Origin of the sequence: Streptomyces sp. NBC_01506 (assembly GCF_045040295.1) — a bacterium.
GTDB lineage: Bacteria > Actinomycetota > Actinomycetes > Streptomycetales > Streptomycetaceae > Streptomyces.
Map to the genome: position 1 here is coordinate 1,329,127 of NZ_CP109422.1, position 18,994 is coordinate 1,348,120.

The 18,994-nt window shown below is 70.6% G+C and carries 11 protein-coding genes and 1 pseudogene; 7 read left to right on the top strand and 5 right to left on the bottom strand.

Translation table 11 applies throughout. The annotated features are described in order from the left end of the window. From OG329_RS05405 to OG329_RS05430, 6 genes and pseudogenes are all read left to right on the top strand, one after another. Positions 1–2,913, top strand: coding sequence for an NHLP bacteriocin export ABC transporter permease/ATPase subunit (locus OG329_RS05405; protein ID WP_405793170.1), 2,913 nt, complete (start codon positions 1–3; stop codon positions 2,911–2,913). A gap of 138 nt (positions 2,914–3,051) precedes the next feature. Continuing rightward, a pseudogene (locus tag OG329_RS05410) lies at positions 3,052–3,212 on the top strand (membrane-associated oxidoreductase); the annotation flags it as partial. A 160-nt stretch (positions 3,213–3,372) separates the two neighbouring features. Next, a complete protein-coding gene (locus OG329_RS05415; RefSeq protein ID WP_405793171.1) occupies positions 3,373–4,680 on the top strand; it encodes an FAD-binding protein in 1,308 nt (435 codons plus the stop codon). Between the two features lie 264 nt (positions 4,681–4,944). Then, positions 4,945–5,652 carry an SGNH/GDSL hydrolase family protein gene (locus tag OG329_RS05420; protein ID WP_405793172.1) on the top strand — a complete coding sequence of 236 codons (708 nt, stop codon included), beginning with the start codon at positions 4,945–4,947 and terminating at the stop codon, positions 5,650–5,652. Positions 5,653–5,808: 156 nt separating this feature from the next. Then, positions 5,809–8,088: a DEAD/DEAH box helicase gene (locus OG329_RS05425; RefSeq protein ID WP_405793173.1), complete on the top strand. Its 2,280-nt coding sequence runs from the start codon at positions 5,809–5,811 to the stop codon at positions 8,086–8,088. 281 nt (positions 8,089–8,369) lie between these two features. Further along, complete coding sequence (locus OG329_RS05430; protein ID WP_405801660.1) at positions 8,370–11,747, top strand: CARDB domain-containing protein; 3,378 nt, start codon at positions 8,370–8,372, stop codon at positions 11,745–11,747. A gap of 73 nt (positions 11,748–11,820) precedes the next feature. On the opposite strand, the gene OG329_RS05435 is transcribed toward OG329_RS05430, so the two are convergent. Genes OG329_RS05435 through OG329_RS05445 form a run of 3 tightly spaced genes read right to left on the bottom strand, consistent with a single transcriptional unit; the run spans position 11,821 to position 14,647 of the window. Next, positions 11,821–12,408 carry a histidine phosphatase family protein gene (locus OG329_RS05435; protein WP_405793174.1) on the bottom strand — a complete coding sequence of 196 codons (588 nt, stop codon included), beginning with the start codon at positions 12,406–12,408 and terminating at the stop codon, positions 11,821–11,823. 50 nt (positions 12,409–12,458) lie between these two features. Then, a complete protein-coding gene (locus OG329_RS05440; RefSeq protein ID WP_405793175.1) occupies positions 12,459–14,024 on the bottom strand; it encodes a PEP/pyruvate-binding domain-containing protein in 1,566 nt (521 codons plus the stop codon). Next, positions 14,021–14,647, bottom strand: coding sequence for a transcriptional regulator (locus OG329_RS05445; protein WP_405793176.1), 627 nt, complete (start codon positions 14,645–14,647; stop codon positions 14,021–14,023). Before OG329_RS05445 ends, OG329_RS05440 begins: the two co-directional genes overlap by 4 nt. 154 nt (positions 14,648–14,801) lie before the next feature. On the opposite strand from OG329_RS05445, the gene OG329_RS05450 reads away from it, so the two are divergent. Further along, on the top strand, positions 14,802–15,920 hold the full coding sequence (locus OG329_RS05450) for a TetR/AcrR family transcriptional regulator (protein WP_405793177.1): 1,119 nt from the start codon (positions 14,802–14,804) through the stop codon (positions 15,918–15,920). A 59-nt stretch (positions 15,921–15,979) separates the two neighbouring features. Here OG329_RS05450 and OG329_RS05455 read toward each other — a convergent pair whose 3' ends face one another. Together OG329_RS05455 and OG329_RS05460 are read right to left on the bottom strand one after the other, a co-directional pair. Continuing rightward, a complete protein-coding gene (locus OG329_RS05455) occupies positions 15,980–17,365 on the bottom strand; it encodes a glutamate-cysteine ligase family protein (RefSeq protein ID WP_405793178.1) in 1,386 nt (461 codons plus the stop codon). Further along, complete coding sequence (locus OG329_RS05460; protein ID WP_405793179.1) at positions 17,362–18,969, bottom strand: flavin monoamine oxidase family protein; 1,608 nt, start codon at positions 18,967–18,969, stop codon at positions 17,362–17,364. Before OG329_RS05460 ends, OG329_RS05455 begins: the two co-directional genes overlap by 4 nt. Between the last annotated feature and the right edge of the window lie 25 nt (positions 18,970–18,994).

The following is an 18,994-nucleotide window of genomic DNA, read 5'->3' on the forward strand; positions in this document are numbered from 1 at the left end:
GTGACGTCCACGACGGCGGGACCGGAACCGGAACCGGGCACGAGAGGCGTCGACCCGGTGATCCACGCCCTCGGCGCGCTGGGCACACCCGTCGACTGCGCCGGTCTGCGCAATGTGCCGCTGGAGGGCCCACAGGTGCTGTGGCTCGTCGTCGCGGGCACACTCGACCTGTTCGCCGTCGACGCGGAGCAGCGGGGTCAGTGGCATTTCCTGGGCCGCCTCGAGGTGGGGACGCTGCTCCTCGGCCCGGTGGACGGCCCCCGGCACACCTTGCTGAGCAGGCCGTCGCAGGACTGCGCGCTGCGGCGGATCGCGTTGCGGGAGCTGTACGCGCCTGGGCCCGCGTACGACGACGCCTACGCGGAGCCGTACACCGATCCGTACTCGGATCCGCACACCGATCCGTACGCTCCTCCGGTCCCGACGCCGCTGGAGCACGCCTTCGCCCTCGGCGCCGCCCGCGGCCTCGGCGCGCTTTTCCAGACCCCGCTCGACACCCGCCCGCCCACCGAAGGCGCCGTGTCCGACGACGACGTGCTGTGGATGCCGGTGTCCCCGGGCAGCGTGCGGTACGGCGCCTCGTACGGCGCGGACGCGGCGGGCGACCTGCTGGTCGACGGGGCGATGTGGCAGCGGATGGTCAATCAGCAGCACCGGCTGCTGTCGGCCGTCGACCACTGGATCGAGCGGCAGGAGCGCGCGCACGAGGACCGGACGGCCGCCGGGATCAAGGCCGGGGAGGTGGTCCGGGCGCGGGCGGACGAGGCGCTGGTGGCGTCCATCGGCAGCCCCGGTGCCGATACCGGCGCCGGCCGCACGGCCGACACCGCCACGGACGACGACGCCGCCCGCGACGCGACCTTCGCGGTCTGCCGCCTGGTCGCGGCGGCCTGCGGCATCGCGCTCCGCGACCACTCGCGGGGCGCGGGCGGCCCGCTCGACGACCGCGTCGACCCGGTCGAACGGATCGCGATCGCCTCGCGGGTCCGCACCCGCGCCGTCCGGCTCGACGGCCCGTGGTGGCGGACCGACTCCGGGCCGCTGGTGGGCCGTCGGGCCAGGTCCGGCGCCCCGGTGGCGCTGCTGTGGCGGCGCGGCCGGTACGAGGCGGTCAACCCGGCCACCGGGGCGCGGCTGCGCGTGGGCGGGCACAACGCCGGCGACTTCGAGCCGCGCGCCGTGATGTTCTACCGCCCGCTGCCCGAAGTGCCCCTGACGCCTTGGCGGTTGCTTCGCTTCGGGCTGCGCGGCAACGGGACCGATCTGCGCGCTCTGGCGCTGACCACTCTCGCCGTCGTGGGTCTCGGGGCGCTGGTGCCGATCGCGACCGGGCGGGTGCTCGGCGACTACGTACCGAGCGCCCGGACGGATCTCATCGTGCAGGTGTCGCTCGCCGTCATGATCACCGGCATCGTCTCGGCCTCCTTCATGCTGACGCAGAGCCTGACCATCCTGCGGATGGAGGGCCGTATCGAGAGCACGCTCCAACCCGCCGTGTGGGACCGGCTGTTGAGACTGCCGACGAAGTTCTTCGCCGAGCGTTCCACCGGTGAGCTGGCGAGCGCGGCGCTGGGCGTCAGCGCCATCCGCCGGGTGATGTCGGGCATCGGCCCGGTGCTCGTGCAGTCGGCCGCGGTCGGCGCGACGAGTCTCGTCCTGCTGCTCGTCCACAGCGTGCCGCTCGCGCTGGCGGCGATCGGGATGCTGGCCGTCATCGCGGCCGTGTTCCTCGCGCTTGGGCTGTGGCAACTGCGCTGGCAGCGGCAGTTGGTCGAGATCGGCAACAAGCTCAACAACCAGGCGTTCCAGACCCTGCGCGGGCTCCCGAAGCTGCGGGTCGCCGCGGCCGAGGGCTTCGCGTACGCGGCGTGGGCGCGCGGCTTCGCGCGCTCGCGTGAACTCCAGCAGCGGGCGGGCCGGATCAAGAATCTGACGACGGTCCTCGACGCGGTCTATCTGCCCTTCTGCTCCCTGGTGATGTTCATGCTGCTGGCCGGGCCGGCGCGCGGCACGATGTCGGCGGGCGAGTTCCTGACCTTCAACACCGCCGTGACCATGCTGCTGGCCTCCGTCACCCAACTGACCGGCGCGCTCGTGTCGGTGGCCGCCGCGCTGCCCCTGTTCGAGCAGATCAGGCCGGTCCTGGACGCCGCGCCCGAGGTCGGCGACACGGGCGCCGGGCCCGGCGTGCTGACCGGTGCGATCGAGGCACGCAAGCTGTCCTTCCGCTACACCGACGACGGCCCGCTGGTGCTTGACGACGTGTCGCTATGGATGGAGCCGGGCGAGTTCGTGGCCGTCGTCGGCCCGAGCGGCTGCGGCAAGTCGACGCTGCTGCGACTGCTGATCGGCTTCGACCGGCCCGTCACCGGAAGCGTGCTGTACGACGGCCAGGACCTGGCCGCGCTGGACCGCGCGGCCGTACGCCGCCAGTGCGGTGTCGTCCTGCAGAACGCGCAGCCGCTCACCGGCTCCATCTGGGACTGCGTCTGCGGCGCCGAGACGTTCTCGCAGGAGGAGGTGTGGGAGGCCGTCGCGATGGCGGGGCTGGCGGCGGACATCAAACGGATGCCGATGGGCCTGCACACCATGATCGCCGGCGGCGGCGCCATCTCCGGCGGCCAGCGTCAGCGGCTGATGATCGCCCAGGCGCTGGTCCGCCGCCCGCGACTGCTCTTCCTGGACGAGGCCACCAGCGCACTGGACAACGAGACGCAGCGCGTGGTGATGGAGAGCACCCGCAAGCTGAACGCGGGCCGACTGGTGATCGCCCACCGGCTGTCCACGGTGCTCGACGCGGACCGGGTGCTGGTCATGGACGCGGGCCGGATCGTCGAACAGGGCCCGCCCGCCGCCCTGTTGGCGGACGGGGGCGGCCGGTTGCGTGAACTGGTGCGGCGTCAGCTCACGTGATTCGAGAGCCTGTTGACACCTGAACCCCGCCGAGCGAGAGTCGCGGCAATGGAGATCAACACGCTGACACCGGCCGAACGGCGCGTGTGGGACGCGTTCCCGACGGGTGAGGGCGTGGACTTCCGTACGGCCGACGACAGCCTCGATCTGCTGCTGCCGGTCATCGACTTCGGCCAGGAGCGGGCCTTCACGCCTCAGGGCGGCTGGCATCAGGGGCTGTCGAACTCCTGATCATCAGCGGCTGGATCCTGGCCACGACGATTGTCGCCGATGTGACGCGCGCGGTCAGCAGGCAGTGAGCTGGGACGGTGCGGCGCGGCGGACCGAGAACTGTTGAAGATCATCACACCATCGGCGCATACTCCAAGCCCGGAGCGCGCGCGTGGTCGCGCCCGGCCACGGCGGCGACGCGAGCGGATCGCAAGAGGATCGGAAGAGGGCGGACAGTTGACGGAGGCAGTGGCCGACGGGGCAGTGGCTGACGGCGCGGGGTCCAACTGGGCCGGGAACATCGTCTTCTCGGCCGACCGGGTGCACCGGCCGGCCACGCTCGACGCGCTGCGCGCGATCGTCGCGGGCAGCCCCCGCGTACGGGCGCTGGGCAGCGGGCACTCGTTCAACCGCATCGCCGACACCGACGGCACCCTCGTCTCGCTCGCCGAGCTGCCCCGGACGGTGGATGTCGACACGGCCGCCGGTACGGTCCGGGTCGGGGGCGGCGTACGGTACGCGGAACTCGCCCAGGCCGTGCACGCCCAGGGGCTCGCCCTGCACAACATGGCGTCCCTGCCGCATATCTCGGTCGCGGGCTCGGTGGCCACCGGTACGCACGGCTCCGGGGACCGTGCCGGGTCGCTCGCGACCGCCGTACGGACGGTGGAACTGGTCACCGCGGACGGCGACACGCTGACGCTGGACCGGGAGAAGGACGGCGAGCGCTTCGCCGGTTGTGTGGTGGCGCTCGGCGCTCTGGGAGTGGTCACGTCGCTCACCCTGGACCTGGTTCCGGCCTTCGAGATCCGGCAGTTCGTGCGTACCGGGCTGCCGCTGCCCGTGTTGGAGGAGCACTTCGACGCGATCACCTCGGCGGCGTACAGCGTGAGCCTGTTCACCGACTGGAGCGCCCCGCGCTTCGGTCAGGTCTGGCTGAAGCGACTGGCCGGCCCCGCGTCCCACCTGCCGGAACCGGGTGCGGGTGCGAGTGCGGAAGCGGACTTCCCCTGGGCCGCCCCCGCGACCGAGGCCATGCACCCCGTGCCCGGTATGCCCGCGACGCACTGCACCGCGCAGCACGGGGTGCCGGGGCCCTGGCACTCCCGACTGCCGCATTTCCGGGCCGAGTTCACCCCCAGCCATGGATCGGAACTCCAGTCCGAGTATCTTCTCCCGCGCCACCACGCGATCGAGGCACTGCGGGCGGTGGCCGCGCTCGGGACCGTGATGGCGCCGGTGCTCCAGGTGTGCGAGGTGCGTACCGTGGCGGGCGACGGGCTGTGGCTGAGCCCGGCCGAGGGGCGGGACACGGTCGCCCTGCACTTCACCTGGATCAAGGACACCGCCTCCGTGGTGCCGGTGATCAGACGCCTGGAGGCGGCGCTGGACGGTCTCGACGCACGGCCGCACTGGGGCAAGGTGTTCACGACGACGCCCGCAGAGCTGCGGGGCCGCTACCCGCGTATGACGGACTTCCTGGGGCTGCGAGGCTCGCTGGATCCGGCGGGAAAGTTCATGAACAACTTCCTGCGCCGGCTGCTGTTCGAGGACTGATCACGCCGGGTGGGGGCCGGAACCGCGCCATTTCGTCAACACCGTTGCTCAATCCCTCGCCGAAGGGATCGACCGGTGGTATCCACGACAGTGGCCGCCACGCTCCCCCGCACTTCCCTCCACGCGCGGACGCACCGTCGGACGCACCACGCGCACCCCCCATTCAACGGCGGCCCGTAGGAAGGACCCGCCTTGCGAAGAAACGTCTCACGCCGTGCGCGAACTCTCCTCAGCCTTCTGGTGTTCGCCGTCACGGCGGCGCTCATGACGCTCACCCAGACCGCCGCGACGGCGGCACCGGCCGCGATCGCCGAGTCCAACGGCGGCGTGCGGATCATGCCTCTCGGCGACTCGATCACCCACGGTCACAACATCCCCGGCGGCTACCGCGTCAATCTCTGGCAGCATCTCGCCACCGGTGGTTACACCGTCGACTTCGTCGGCTCGCAGTTCAACGGCCCGCCGGAGCTGGGCGACCACGACCACCAGGGTCACTCGGGATGGCGTATCGACCAGCTCCGTTCGAACATCGACGGCTGGCTCGCCGCGAGCGATCCGCGCACGATCATGCTCCAGATCGGCACGAACGACGTGAACCAGAACTACGACCTGGCGAACGCCCCGGCCCGGCTCTCCGGCCTCATCGACCGGATCCTCCAACAGAAGCCGCGGATCGAGCTGTTCGTGGCGACGATCACCCCGGAATCCAGCCCCGACCTGGAGGCCCGGGTCAAGACGTTCAACGCGGCGCTGCCCGGCATCGTCAACAGCAAAGGCCCACAGGTCCACTTGGTTGACATGCACAAGGCATTGACGGTCGCCGACCTCGCCGACGGCGTCCACCCCAACGCCGGGGGCTACGCCAAGATGGCGACCGTCTGGTACAACGCACTGCGCTCGGTGCCCCGCAGCCTCGTGCCGCTCGAAGCGGCCGGTCGGGACACGCTCGTCAACGCGCGGTCGCAACGGTAGACGAGCCGGCCGACGCCGGTCCATGGCCGCGTGGTCACGTCCGCCACCCGGTCCGCACCTGATATCGCCGGGCGCGCCGAAATCGGCCGCCCGGCGATGTCGTACCCCCGTGGAATCATGTGGTTCGACCGGGTGTGGTGGACCACGAGAGGTGTCATGAGCGACGGGGCGGGGGCGGAGGCGGGGCGTGAGCGGACGCCGCTGCCGGTTTCGGTGCAGGTGCCGGTGGGCAGTGGGGCACGCGCCGTGCTCACCCGCGCCGACAGCCTCCTCGCCGCCGCGCGCCGGGTGATCGCCGACCACACGGACGTACGGAACGGGGTGGTGAGGGCCATCGCGCCGCTGCGCGACGCGCTGGTCCGCCAGGAGCTGGAAGGCATCCCCCTCTCGCGGCTCGCCGACGTCACCGAAGGCCGGCTCCGGCTCGGCGCGCTCGAGCAGGCCGGGTACAGCAACGTAAGCAAGGTGCTCGACGCCTCGACGTACGAGCTGTGCCACGTCCCCGGCATCGGCACGCAGAGCGCCGGGCAGGCGATCGCCGCCGCGCGCCGCCTCGCGGAGGCGATGGAGGAGCATGTCGTCGTCCGCCTCGACGCGGACGGTGCCGACACCGCCGACCCCAACTCCACGGCTCTCGTCATCGCGTTGAACCGGATGGTGATCGCCGGTCCCGACATCCCCCGTGCCGTGGCCGCCGCGAGGCGGATCGACGCCGAACTCACCCCGCTGCTGCCGCCCGCCCGGCCGGCCGGCGACCGGCTGCGCATGCTGCTCACCGGCAAGCGGCGCCGCCAACAGGCGCAAAAAGCCGCCCAGTTGGTGGACGCGTTCCTCACCGACGCCGCCGATCGCGAGGTCCCGCTCCTCCTGGCGCAGGCGGCCACGGATCTGCTGCGGCCCGTCGCACCGGCGGACGAGGCGTGGCTCGACTTCCAGGTCCGTCCGGCCGACCATCTGGTGCTGCTCGCCGAACTCTCCGCGCTCACCCCGGATGTCTCCGCCGCCGAGGGTTTCCTGCCCGACGACATCTCCGAACGCGTCCGCGCGCAGCGCCTTGACGACACCCACCGGCGGGTGTCGCTGCGCGGCTATCAGTCGTTCGGGGCCAGGTTCGCGCTGGCCCAGCGCCGGGTGATCCTGGGCGACGAGATGGGTCTGGGCAAGACCATCCAGGCCATCGCCGCGCTCGCGCATCTCAAGACCGAAGGGCGGACGCACTTCCTGGTGGTCTGCCCGGCCAGTGTGGTCATCAACTGGATCCGGGAGATCGAGTCCCGCAGCACGCTGCGCGCGTACCGGCTGCACGGCCAGGACCGTGCCGTGGCGCTGGCGCGCTGGGCGCAGCACGGGGACGTGGCGGTCACGACGTACGACGTCCTCGCCGCCCTCGCCGTGCCCGACGGCATGAAAGTCGGCATGCTCGTCGTGGACGAGGCTCATTACGTCAAGAATCCCGAGACCCGGCGCTCGAAGACCGTCAAGAGCTGGGCGGCGCGCGCGGATCACGTCCTGTTCATGACCGGGACACCGATGGAGAACAGGGTCGGCGAGTTCCGTAACCTGGTGCGCCATCTGAAGCCCGCGCTCCTGCCGGGCATCGAGTACCACGACGCGACCATCGACTCCGAGAGCTTCCGTAAGGCTGTCGCGCCGGTGTATCTGCGCCGTAATCAGCGCGATGTCCTCACCGAGCTGCCCGAGCTGCAACAGGTGGACGAGTGGGAGGAGTTCAGCCCGGCCGCGCGGGCCGCCTACCGACAGGCCGTCGAGGCCGGGAACTTCATGGCGATGCGCCGTGCGGCGTACGCCGATCCCGCCACGTCGGCCAAGCTCAGGCGGCTGCGTGAACTCGTCGCCGAGGCGGCGTCGAACGGTCTGAAGGTCGTCGTCTTCTCCTTCTTCCGCGATGTGCTGACGGCGGCGGAGGAGGCGCTGAGCCCGCCCACCGGTACGGGCTCACCCACCGGTACGGACTCCCCCACCGTCTTCGGTCCGCTCACCGGCCAACTGCCGACGGCCCGGCGGCAGGAGTTGGTGGACGGCTTCGCCGACGCGTCCGGGCACGCGGTCCTGCTCAGCCAGATCCAGTCGGGCGGCACCGGTCTCAACTTGCAGGCCGCGTCCGTGGTCATCCTGTGCGAGCCGCAGGTCAAGCCCACACTGGAGAGCCAGGCCATCGCCCGCGCCCACCGCATGGGGCAGTTGCGCCATGTCCAGGTCCACCGGCTGCTGACCGCCGACAGTGTCGACCAGCGCATACTCCATCTGCTCGGCGCGAAGCAGCGTCTCTTCGACGCGTACGCGCGCCACAGCGAGGTCGCGGAGTCGACCCCCGACGCGGTCGACATCTCGGAGCAGTCGCTGGCGCGGCTGATCGTCGCGGAGGAGCAGGAGCGCATGGCGCTCACACCGGGTCCCGCGACCCCGGCCGGCTGACGGACCGTCACCCACAGCGCACCGACTTGTTACCTCTGCGAAAACCGTTGACAAGCCGTTGACATGATTGCAACCTGTGAATCGCAAAAAAGTAAGCAAGTGACTCAAATTCTTAAGCTTCATCTCGCAACTTCATCGCACCGCCTCCCCCGCACCCTCGTTCCAACCGGACAGAGGACCAAATGAGACGGAAGCAGCTCAGACCCGCACAGCCCACCCGAGTCGGCCCCACCCGGGTCGGACCCACGCGGCTCGGCTGGCGGCTGATCACCGGCATCGTCATGGCCGGACTGATCGCCGTCGGACTCACCCCCCTCTCGGCCACGGCCGCCGAGCGCCCCAACCAGTCGATCGGCAAGAGCGTGTCGGCGAGCGGGTCCGAGGGGAACCATCCGGCCTCCAACGTCACCGACGGCAACCAGGCGTCGTACTGGGAAGGGCCGAACAACGCGTTCCCGCAGACGCTGCGCATCGACCTCGGCGAGAACGTCGCCATCGATCAGGTGGTGCTCAAGCTCCCCACCACCTGGGAGACCCGCACCCAGGCCCTCAGCGTCCAGGGCAGCACCGACGGGAACACCTACAGCACCCTCTCCGCCTCGCAGGGGTGGCTGTTCACCCCGGCCTCGGCCAACACCGTCACCATCGACTTCCCCTCCACCGGTGTCCGTTACGTACGGCTGAACATCACCGGCAACACGGGATGGCCGGCTGCGCAGATCTCCGAGTTCGGGATCTACGGCCCCGCGGCCGGCGATCCGGGCGACCCCGATCCCGGTGACGACGGCACCGATCTGGCGCGCGGCAAGCCGATCGAGGCGTCGTCCACGATCCATACGTTCGTCGCTGCCAACGCCAACGACGACAAGCTCAACACGTACTGGGAGTCCACCGGGCACCCGTCGACCCTGACGGTCAAGCTCGGGGCCGAGGCCGACATCACCTCCGTCGTGGTCAAGCTCAACCCCGACGCGGCGTGGGGCACCCGGACCCAGAACATCCAGGTGCTCGGCCGCGCCCAGGGCGCGACCGGCTTCACCTCGCTGAAGGCGCGCGCGGACTACAGCTTCAACCCGGCGACGAACCAGAACTGGGTACGGATCCCGGTCACCGGCCGGGTCGCCGACCTACAGCTCCAGATCTTCTCCAACACCGGTGCGCAGGGCGGCCAGGTCGCCGAGCTCCAGGTCATCGGGAAGCCCGCGCCCAACCCTGACCTCACCGTCAGCGCGCTCTCGTGGTCCCCCACCTCCCCGGTGGAGACCGACGCGACCACCGTGAGCGCGACCGTACGCAACGTGGGCACGGCCGCGTCCGGCCCGACGACCGTCAACGTCAGCATCGGCGGAACGGTCGCGGGCAGCGCGGCCGTGGGCGCCCTCGCCGCGGGTGCCTCACAGACCGTCCAGGTCGCCGCGGGCAAACGCGCCGAGGGCACTTACAAGGTGACGGCGGTGGTCGACCCGACCGACACGATTGTCGAGCAGGACAACGACAACAACAGCTTCACGGCGGCCGGTTCACTGGTCGTGGGACAGGCGCCCGGCCCCGATCTCCAGGTGCTGAGTGTCAGTTCGACCCCGCAGAACCCGGCGGTCGGGTCCTCGGTCCAGTTCAGCGTGGAGGTGCGGAACAGGGGCACCGCCGCGACCGGCGCCACCACGGTCACGCGGGTGGCGGTGGGCGGCACGACGCTCAACACCAACACCCCGTCGATCGCGGCCGGCACGACGACGAACGTGAGCGTCAACGGCAGTTGGACCGCCACCAGCGGCGGCGCCAACATCGTGGCCACCGCCGACGCGACCAACGTCGTGACGGAGACGAACGAGACCAACAACGCGTTCTCCCGCTCGATCGTGGTCGGGCGCGGGGCGGCGGTCCCGTACGTCGAGTACGAGGCCGAGTCCGGCCGTTACACCGGCACCCTGGTGGAGGCCGACGCCGTACGCACCTTCGGGCACACCAACTTCGGCTCCGAGTCCTCGGGCCGTAAGTCGGTACGCCTCAACAGCACAGGCCAGTTCGTGGAGTTCACCTCCACCAACCCCGCGAACTCGATCGTGGTGCGCAACTCGATCCCGGACGCCCCGAACGGCGGCGGCACCGAGGCCACGATCAGCCTGTACGCCAACAACACCTTCGTGAAGAAGCTCAACCTCTCCTCGAAGCACAGTTGGCTGTACGGCGACACGGACGGCCCCGAGGCCCTGACCAACACGCCCCAGGCCGACGCCCGGCGGCTGTTCGACGAGGCCAACTCCCTGCTGTCCACGACCTATCCGGCGGGCACCACGTTCAAGCTCCAGCGCGACGCCGGTGACAGCGCGTCCTTCTACTACATCGACCTGATCGACCTCGAGCAGGTGGCGGCTCCGGCGGCCAAGCCCGCCGAGTGCACCTCGATCACGGACTACGGCGCGATACCGGGCGACGGGATCGACGACACGACCGCCATCCAGTCGGCGGTCACCGCCGACCAGAACGGCACCATCGAGTGTGTCTGGATCCCGGCGGGCCAGTGGCGTCAGGAGAAGAAGATCCTGACCGACGACCCGTTGAACCAGGGGCAGTACAACCAGATCGGCATCAAGAACGTCACCATCCGCGGCGCGGGTATGTGGCACTCCCAGCTCTACACCCTGACCGAGCCGCAGAACGCGGGCGGGATCAACCACCCGCACGAGGGCAACTTCGGCTTCGACATCGACGACAACACCAAGATCTCGGACATCGCCATCTTCGGCTCCGGCCGGATCCGCGGCGGTGACGGCAACGCCGAGGGCGGGGTGGGCCTCAACGGCCGCTTCGGCAAGAACACCAAGATCTCCAACGTATGGATCGAGCACGCCAACGTGGGTGTCTGGGTCGGCCGCGACTACGACAACATCCCGGCGCTCTGGGGCCCCGCCGACGGCCTCGAGTTCACCGGTATGCGGATCCGCAACACGTACGCCGACGGGATCAACTTCACCAACGGCACGCGGAATTCAAAGGTGTTCAACTCCTCGTTCCGCACCACCGGCGACGACTCCCTGGCGGTCTGGGCCAACAAGTACGTCAAGGACCAGGCGGTGGACGTCGCGCACGACAACTCGTTCACCAACAACACCATCCAACTGCCCTGGCGCGCGAACGGCGTGGCGGTGTACGGCGGTTACGGCAACAAGATCGAGAACAACATCATCTCCGACACCGCCAACTACCCGGGCATCATGCTGGCGACCGACCATGACCCGCTGCCCTTCACCGGGCAGACCCTGATCGCCAACAACGCGCTCCACCGCACGGGCGGCGCCTTCTGGAACGAGGACCAGGAGTTCGGTGCCATCACCCTGTTCGCGCAGAGCCGGGACATCCCCGGCGTCACGATCAGGGACACCGACATCTACGACTCCACGTACGACGGCATCCAGTTCAAGACGGGCGGCGGCACCGTGGGCGTCGCCATCAACAACGTCAAGATCGACAAATCCAACAACGGCGCCGGGATCCTGGCCATGAGCGGCGCGCGCGGCAGCGCGGCACTGTCGAACGTGACCATCACCAACTCGGCGGACGGCCACATCGTCACCCAACCTGGATCGAGCTTCGTGATCACGGGCGGCCCGACGCCACCGCTCGCACCGGGCAAACTGACGGGCGGTGGCCGCCGGTAACCATGCGCTGAACGCGACGGGTGCGGATCGGGGACGCCCTCGGTCCGCACCTGTCGCACCTGTCCGACCTCCCTCATGGCCGCGCGCCGGCCCCGAACCCCGTCCAGCGCAGCTCGGCCGGCAGATGCCCCATGTCGTTGTAGAGCAGCACGGTCGGCTCCGTACCGTCGCGGTACTCGATCGCGGTCAGTGCCGTGTTCCCGCAGTTCAGACCGAGCCATCGCGCCGGTGGCGCGTCGAGTGCGTGCCGGACAAGCCAGGCCACCGGATAGGCATGGGTGACCAGGACCTCATGGGTCTCGGTCTCGGCGGGGCGCGCGAACCTGTCGGTCAGGGCGCCGGCGAGGCGGTCCGCCTCCGCGGCCTGGGCCGCGCCGTACCCGTCGAAGAACCCCGCCCACGCCGGTGACGGGTCGTCCGGTACGTGCGGTACGTGATCGACCAGTTCGGGCGCTTCCCGTACGGGGGCGCCGGGCAGGTAGCCGCCGACGATCCGTGCGGACCGCTCCGCCCTGGACAGCGGCGAATGCCACACCACGTCGATCGGAAGGCCGGCCAGGCGCTGCCCGGCCAGTTCGGACTGCCGCCGCCCGACATCGGTCAGTTCACCGAACGGGTCCGCCGCTCCGTGCCGTAGCAGATACACATGTCGAGTCGCCATCGTCGATTCCTTTCCAGAACCGGTTCGTCGTCGGGGGCGGCGGATCGGCGTCAGCCGGGCCGCCCGGGGAGGCGCAGCGCGGTGTGGGCCGCGTCGAGGCGCTGGGACTCCTCGCGTGCGGAGTGGTCCCCGGAGATGTCGTCGGCCCATGCGAGCAGCCGGTGGAGGTGATCACCGGCCGCGTCCGTGACGACGCGGGGACTGCCGAGGGCGACCTCACCGCTGGTCCCGTCGATGGTGACGAGGGTGCCGTCGCCGAGCGTGCGACCGCCGACCGTCACGGAGCCGTCGCCATCGCCGTCGCCGTCGCCGACATGGACAGTCAGACCGGCGACGCCCACGACCGCGGGTTTCCCCATGGCCCGCGCGACGACCGCGGCGTGGCTGGCCGGCCCGCCCCGGGCGGTGACGATTCCGCGGGCGGCGGCGAGGCCGTGCATGTCGTTGGGGGAGGTCTCCGGGCGTACGAGGACGACCGGGGCGTCCCGGGCCATACGTACCGCCGCCTCCGCGGTGGTCGCCACTCGGCCGACCGCCACGCCGGGACAGGCACCGAGCCCCCGGGCGAGGATGTCGGCCTCCCCCGATGCCGCGATGCGTGGGGTGCGGACGTGGCGCAGATGGTGCGGCGAGACCCTGAGCAGCGCGGTGCGGCGCCCGATGACCCGCGCGTCGGCGAGTTCGGTGGCTACGCGGACGGCGGCCCCTCCGACGAACCGGCCGGGCCGGACCTGAAGGATCCACAGTTCGCCGCTCTGGAACGTGAACTCGACATAGCAGGTGTCGCGGTAGTGCCCTTCGATCCGGCTCAGTGCGTCCAACAACTCAGTCCACACGGCCGGTTCGCGTGCGGCGAGTTCGCGCAGCGGCCGGGTGGTGGCTCGGCCGGAGACGACGTCTTCTCCTTGGTGCTTGAACAGCACGTCGCCGTACGGGATGTTCTCACCGGTGTTGGGATCGCGGCTGAACGCGACTCCGCTGCCGCTGTGCCCGTCGCGGTTGCCGAACACCATCGTCTGGACGACGGCGGCTGTGCCGAGATCGTGCGGGATGTCGTTCAACGCGCGGTAGGTCCGCGCACGGGGTGTGTCCCAGGACGAGAACACGGCCTGGACGGCGCGCTCCAACTGCCGGGGCGCGTCGTCCGCGTCCAAGTCCGCGTCGATGTCCGCGTCCATGTCCACGTACGTGACGGCCGCGCCGAAGCTCGACAGGAAGCGCCGCCGTGAATCCAGCGCGAAGGGCCGGTCGCCCGTCTCGTCGGCCAGGCCCTCGGTGGCCTCGGCCGTGAGGCCAAGGTTGAGGATCGTGTTCATCATGCCGGGCATCGACACACTGGCTCCGGAGCGGACGGACACGGCCAGCGGTGTGCGCGGTCCGCCGAAGACGCGCCCGGTGGAGCGTTCGAGTTCGGCGACGGCGGTCGCGAGTTCGGCGCCGAGTCCGTCGGGCAGACGTCCCGCTCGCAGGAGAGCACGGCACGCCTCGGTGGTGACGACGAATCCGGCCGGTACCCGCAGCCCGAGACGGTGCAGCAGGACGAGGCCGAGTGCCTTGCCACCCAGGGTCCGCGCGGTCTCCTCGATGTCGGCGGAGATCGTGCGAATCCATCTCATCGCGGCATCCCGAGTGTGGCGAGCAGATCTTCGTGCAGCTCCGCCCAGACGGTGTGGTACGACGCGGTGCTGTCGGTCACGTATTCCAGCTCGCCGGACACGGCGCGATCGAGGGCTCCGGCGAGGCGGTCGCGGTAGCGGCCGAACCGGGGCAGTGCGGCGGACAGTTCGGCGCAGACGGCCGCGGCGCGCCGGTCGAAATCGGCGAATCGGTCAAGGACCCGGGCGTCGTAGGCGGGTTCACCGTGGTCGTTGGCGATCGTGATGCCGTCGACGGTTCGCAGTTGCCAGGCCGCGCAGAGATCGAGCAGTTCCGGGTTGAGAACGAGAAACCGGTCGTATGCCGCGCGCACCGCCTCGCGGGCGCCGGCCGAATCGAGTTCGGCGGTGATCCGCTCGGCGTGCGCGGCACGGCCGGCGTCCGTGAGCCACCACGCGGGCATGGCTCCGGACATGCGCGTGAGAAGTCCGTCGACCCCGAGATCGATGAGCTCGGACTCGACGTCGGACTCGGCCAGCCCCGTGACGAGGCCGAGGCGGGTGGGGCCCGAGGCGCCGGCGCAGCGCAGCGCGTGCAGCACCAGCAGATCGGGGTCCGTCGTACGGGTCTCGGGCCGGTTCATGCCGCGGTCCCCGTCCCGGACGTGAGCGGTCCGTCGGTCTCCGGCCCCGTATCACGCATACGCATGGCGAATCTCCAATGCCTGTAGTTTTCCGATACCGTCATCATCCGGATGCCGTCTGTATCATGACACAGCAGGAGCGGAAGGGGACACGATGGTCAGGCTGACCCGGGCGCAGCAGCAGCAACGGACCCGCGCGGCGGTGCTGGTCGCGGCCCGGCAGGAGTTCGCCCAGTACGGCTACGGCGAGGCCAAGATCGACCGGATCGCCGAGCGGGCCGAACTGACCAGGGGGGCGGTCTACTCCAACTTCGCCGGCAAGCGCGCGCTGTATCTCGCGGTGCTCGCCGACACCGCCGAGCGGGCCCGGCTCGACGCCGAACCGCCGCCGGAACCGCCCGACTCCGTCGCGGGGGCACTGGGCGCGTTCGCCCGGGTCTGGCTCGAACGGCTGCCCCTCGCCGGTGACACACCGGGCAGCGGGCATCTTCAGCTCCGCTCACTTTCCGGAGTGGTCGATACGGAGCCGGCCCGTGCCGCGCTGGCCGAACTCGTCTCCCTCGAAGCCCTGTTGCTCGCTCTCGCGCTCGAACCGGACACCGCGCTGCGCACCCGGACGGTACGGGTGGCGGGGCTGGCGCTGACCTTGCTCCACGGCGCGGCGGCTCTCGCGGAGAACGCTCCGGGGGCCGGCGATCCGTTCGACCTGGCCCGTGCCGCCGAGCATCTGGCCGGCATCTCGCTCAGCAACGACGCGGAGCCGGCGCACCTGGCCTACGTCGGACCGGCACGGCCGGCGGAGGACGAGTGGGCGGCGCCCCACGGGCTGCGCGACGAGATCGACGGCCGCCGGGTGGACCTCGATGACGACGGCGTGGTCGTCGTGCTCGGGGTGAGACGTCTGTCGGCGGCGGACGAGGCGGTGCGCTCGGCGCGCCGGCGCGACAAGGTGACGCTGGTCGTCGTGACGAGCGATCCCGCCGAGATCGGCCGACTGGCGCGACTGCGGATCGTCGATCTCGTCGCGTGTCTGCGCCGGGTGTTCGCAGCCGGGGAACTGCCCCGGCTGCGCGTGGTGTTCGACGACGGCGGCACGGTCGCGGCGGCCGTCGGCCAGGGCTCGGTGGACGACTTCACGGAGGTCGCGGTCCGGGTCCGTGACGGGCTGATCGTGGCACGCGCGGACGGCCGCGGCGCGGGCCACGCGGTGGCCGCCGGTCCGGTCCGCCCGCGCAAGGCGGTTGAGCCGCCACCGCGCCCGGGGGCGAGTTGAGGCCGTTGGCGGGTCCCGCCCGACAGCGGGCGTCGGAGAGTTCTGTCAGGCCGACCGCGTCAGGTGGCGGGCGGGATCCGATGAGCCGCGACATAGCGGGCGGGGTCGTTGCGGTAGCTCGTCCGCCAGCGGCGGGCCGTCTGCTCGGCGAAGGTCTCGCCGGTGTCCAGGATCTCCTCGAGCGGGTCGAGGTAGCCGACCGCTTCGGATCGTTCGACTCCGGCGTCGACGCGGGCCTGAAGACCCGTGCGGGCCAACTGGACCAGATGACGGGCGAGGTCGCGAACGCTGTCCGCGCCCAGTCGCGTGGCCAGTCCGGCCGTGGGCAGGGCCTGGTGCGCCGCGTCGCTCTCCTGAGGCGTGTACCGGCGCAGCAGCTCCCAGGCGGCCTCGCGGGCAGGCGCGTCGTACGTCAGTCCGGTCCACAGCGCCGGCACGGCGGGAATGTTCGGGTACGGCGGGCCGTCCGGCGCGCGGGTCTCCAGAGTGCCGCGTACGCGCACGGTGGTGTAGAGCTGATCGAGATGGGAGAGCCAGTCCTCCCAGCGGGGCGCGGTGCCGTCGTCGAAGCCGTGGCGCATGTGGTCCGCGAATGGTCGCGGTCCGGCGAGACGGTAGCCGCTGGGACTGTGGCGGTAGATCATGGGCACGCTCAGTGCCCAGTCGGTGATGCTCTTCGCCGTCAATGGGGTCCGCAGTGCGGGGCGCGGGGAGCCGCAGCGCCGGGGGTCCATGCGCAGCCAGTCCTGGCAGCGGTGCGAGAGGACACCGTCGAGGTTTCCGGCGTACAGCGGCGAGTTGACGAGCAGTGCGGCGACAACGGGCGAGGCCGCGACCTGAACGCGCAGCTTCGAGGCCAGGTCGTCCTCGTCGAGGTGGTCCAGCGTGGTCTGGGTCGAGGTCGACAGCCTCATGATGTGCGGTGCCCGCTCCCCTCCGGAGCCGAGGCCGGCGAAGTACGTCCGCATCACTCCGCCCCGCACGGTGGGTACCCAGGTGGTGCTGTCGGCCCGGTTGAAGGGGAGGTTTCCGCCGGGAACGATGGCCAGCCCGTGCCGCCGCGCCAGCGCGGCCATGGGTTCCATGGTGCCGCGCATGGCGGTCACCAGAGTCACGAGGTCGTCCGCGGGAGGGGAGGAGTACTCCAACTGGCCGCCGTGTTCCAGGGTCAGCTTCGTCCCGTCCGGCAGGTGCACTCCCGTCAGGACGTCGTCGGCCCACTGCGGTGAGCCGCCCCAGTCCCGCAGCACCTCGTGCAGGAGGGCGGCCATGCCGTGCGGCCCGTCGTACGGGGCGGCCAGACCGGTCGTCTCGTCCAGTACACCCGCCTCGACTTCCAGGCCGATGCGTTCACGGGTGCCTTCGGGAGCGAGGAATACTTCGGGCAGGACCGACATGCTCAGCGGAGGACGGGTAAGGCTGCTTTCCGTGTCCTGAGTGCTCATGACGCTGTTCCCTCTCTGACGAAGTCTTCCGTCGCGCGCTCCGTGGGCTCCGTGCGCTCCGTACGCTGCTTGCCCGGCCCCCCGGCCGGGGTGGAGAGCCGGTCCAGCAGGTGCCCGACGGCGTGGAGCGCCGACTGGGCGGCACCCTGCATCCACGCACGGGCGGCGGATAGATGCTCGCCGGCGAAGAAGAGTCGGGGATCGCCCACCGGGTGCGGCGTCGCGAGGCCGTCGAGATATCGGGTGTGCTCGCCGGGGGCGAGGTAGGCGAAGGCCCCTCCGCTCATTCCCGGCTGATTGTCCCAGTCCCAGTGCACGATGTCGTCGATGTCCTCGCAGATGCCCGGATGCAACTGTTCCAGGCAGCGCATCACGACCCGGTCGCGGTCGGCGGGCGGCAGTGCGGTGAATCGCCGGGCATGCGGCCCCCAGAGGTAGGCGCCCGTGAGGACGCCCGCCTCGTGCGACAGCCCGGCGTCGCGGGCGGTCAGCCGGTGTGACGACAGCATGCCGGGGGCGGTGCCGATGCCGGTGTCCGGGGCGACGCTGGCGTTGTCGGAGGGGTACCAGCACTGCTGGATGGGCAGGTCGGTGAAGCTTCCGCCGCCGTAGATGCCGTCGTCAAGTTCCCAGGTCCGCCGCCGCAGGTGCACCAGGGTCTTGGTGCTGCTGGCGTAGGTGACCCCGCGGACAGCCTGTGCCTGCCGGCGGGGCAGTCCCGGGGTGATGGTGATCTGGTCGAGAGTGGTCAGCGGGACGCAGGCGAGGACGGCGTCGTACGTCGCTTCGACGGGCCGGCCCACGCACTGGCCGCGGATCTGTGCGGCGCCGGAGGACAGCCGCACCGCGTCGACGCGCGTGGACAGGCGCAGCGTTCCCGGCGTCAGGCGCCGTACGAACTCACGGACCAACGTGTCCATCCCGCCGTCGAGTTCGACGGGGGCGGCGTGGAAGAGACCGAAGTAGTCGACCAGCACCTCAAGGAGCGAAGCGTGCTCGTAGTGCACCAGTCCGCTGGTGTGCCCGAGCAAGTCCCAGGCGTCCTCGGAGAGTTGGCGCCGTGCGAACTGCCACAAGGAGGTCGACATCAACTGGTCCAGGGCCGCGTCCTGCCAGTTGCCCTTCAGGACGCTCATCTGCTGGACGGGGCCGAGTGCTTCCCAGGCCGTACGCAGCACTCGGTCCAGCAGCGTCCGCGGACCGTCCTGAGCGGTGGCGTCGAGGCCGAACGCCGGGTAGAGCTGGCGTACTTGGCGTAATCGCGCCCGCCGCCCGCGCAGGTGGTAGTACCCGTCCGGGTTCAGATTGACGAAGGGGCGAGTGGGCAGCCCGAACTCGCGCACATAGTGCAGTACACATTCGTGATTGCCGGGAATGCGCATCGCGCCCACGTCGGCGTACGTGTCGTCCCAGAACCGATGGGTGCGTACGCGCCCCCCGGGGCGCTCGGCCCGCTCGTAGACCACGGCGTCCACCCCACGCCGCTGGAGTTCGTAGGCCGCGACCAGCCCGGCCAGCCCGCCGCCGATGATTCCCACCCGCGCGGGGTGGGCGGGCCCGGCCACTCGTAACTCGTCGGGAAACGCGAAGCACCGATCGAACAAGTCCGCACACTCCGATCCGCGCCCA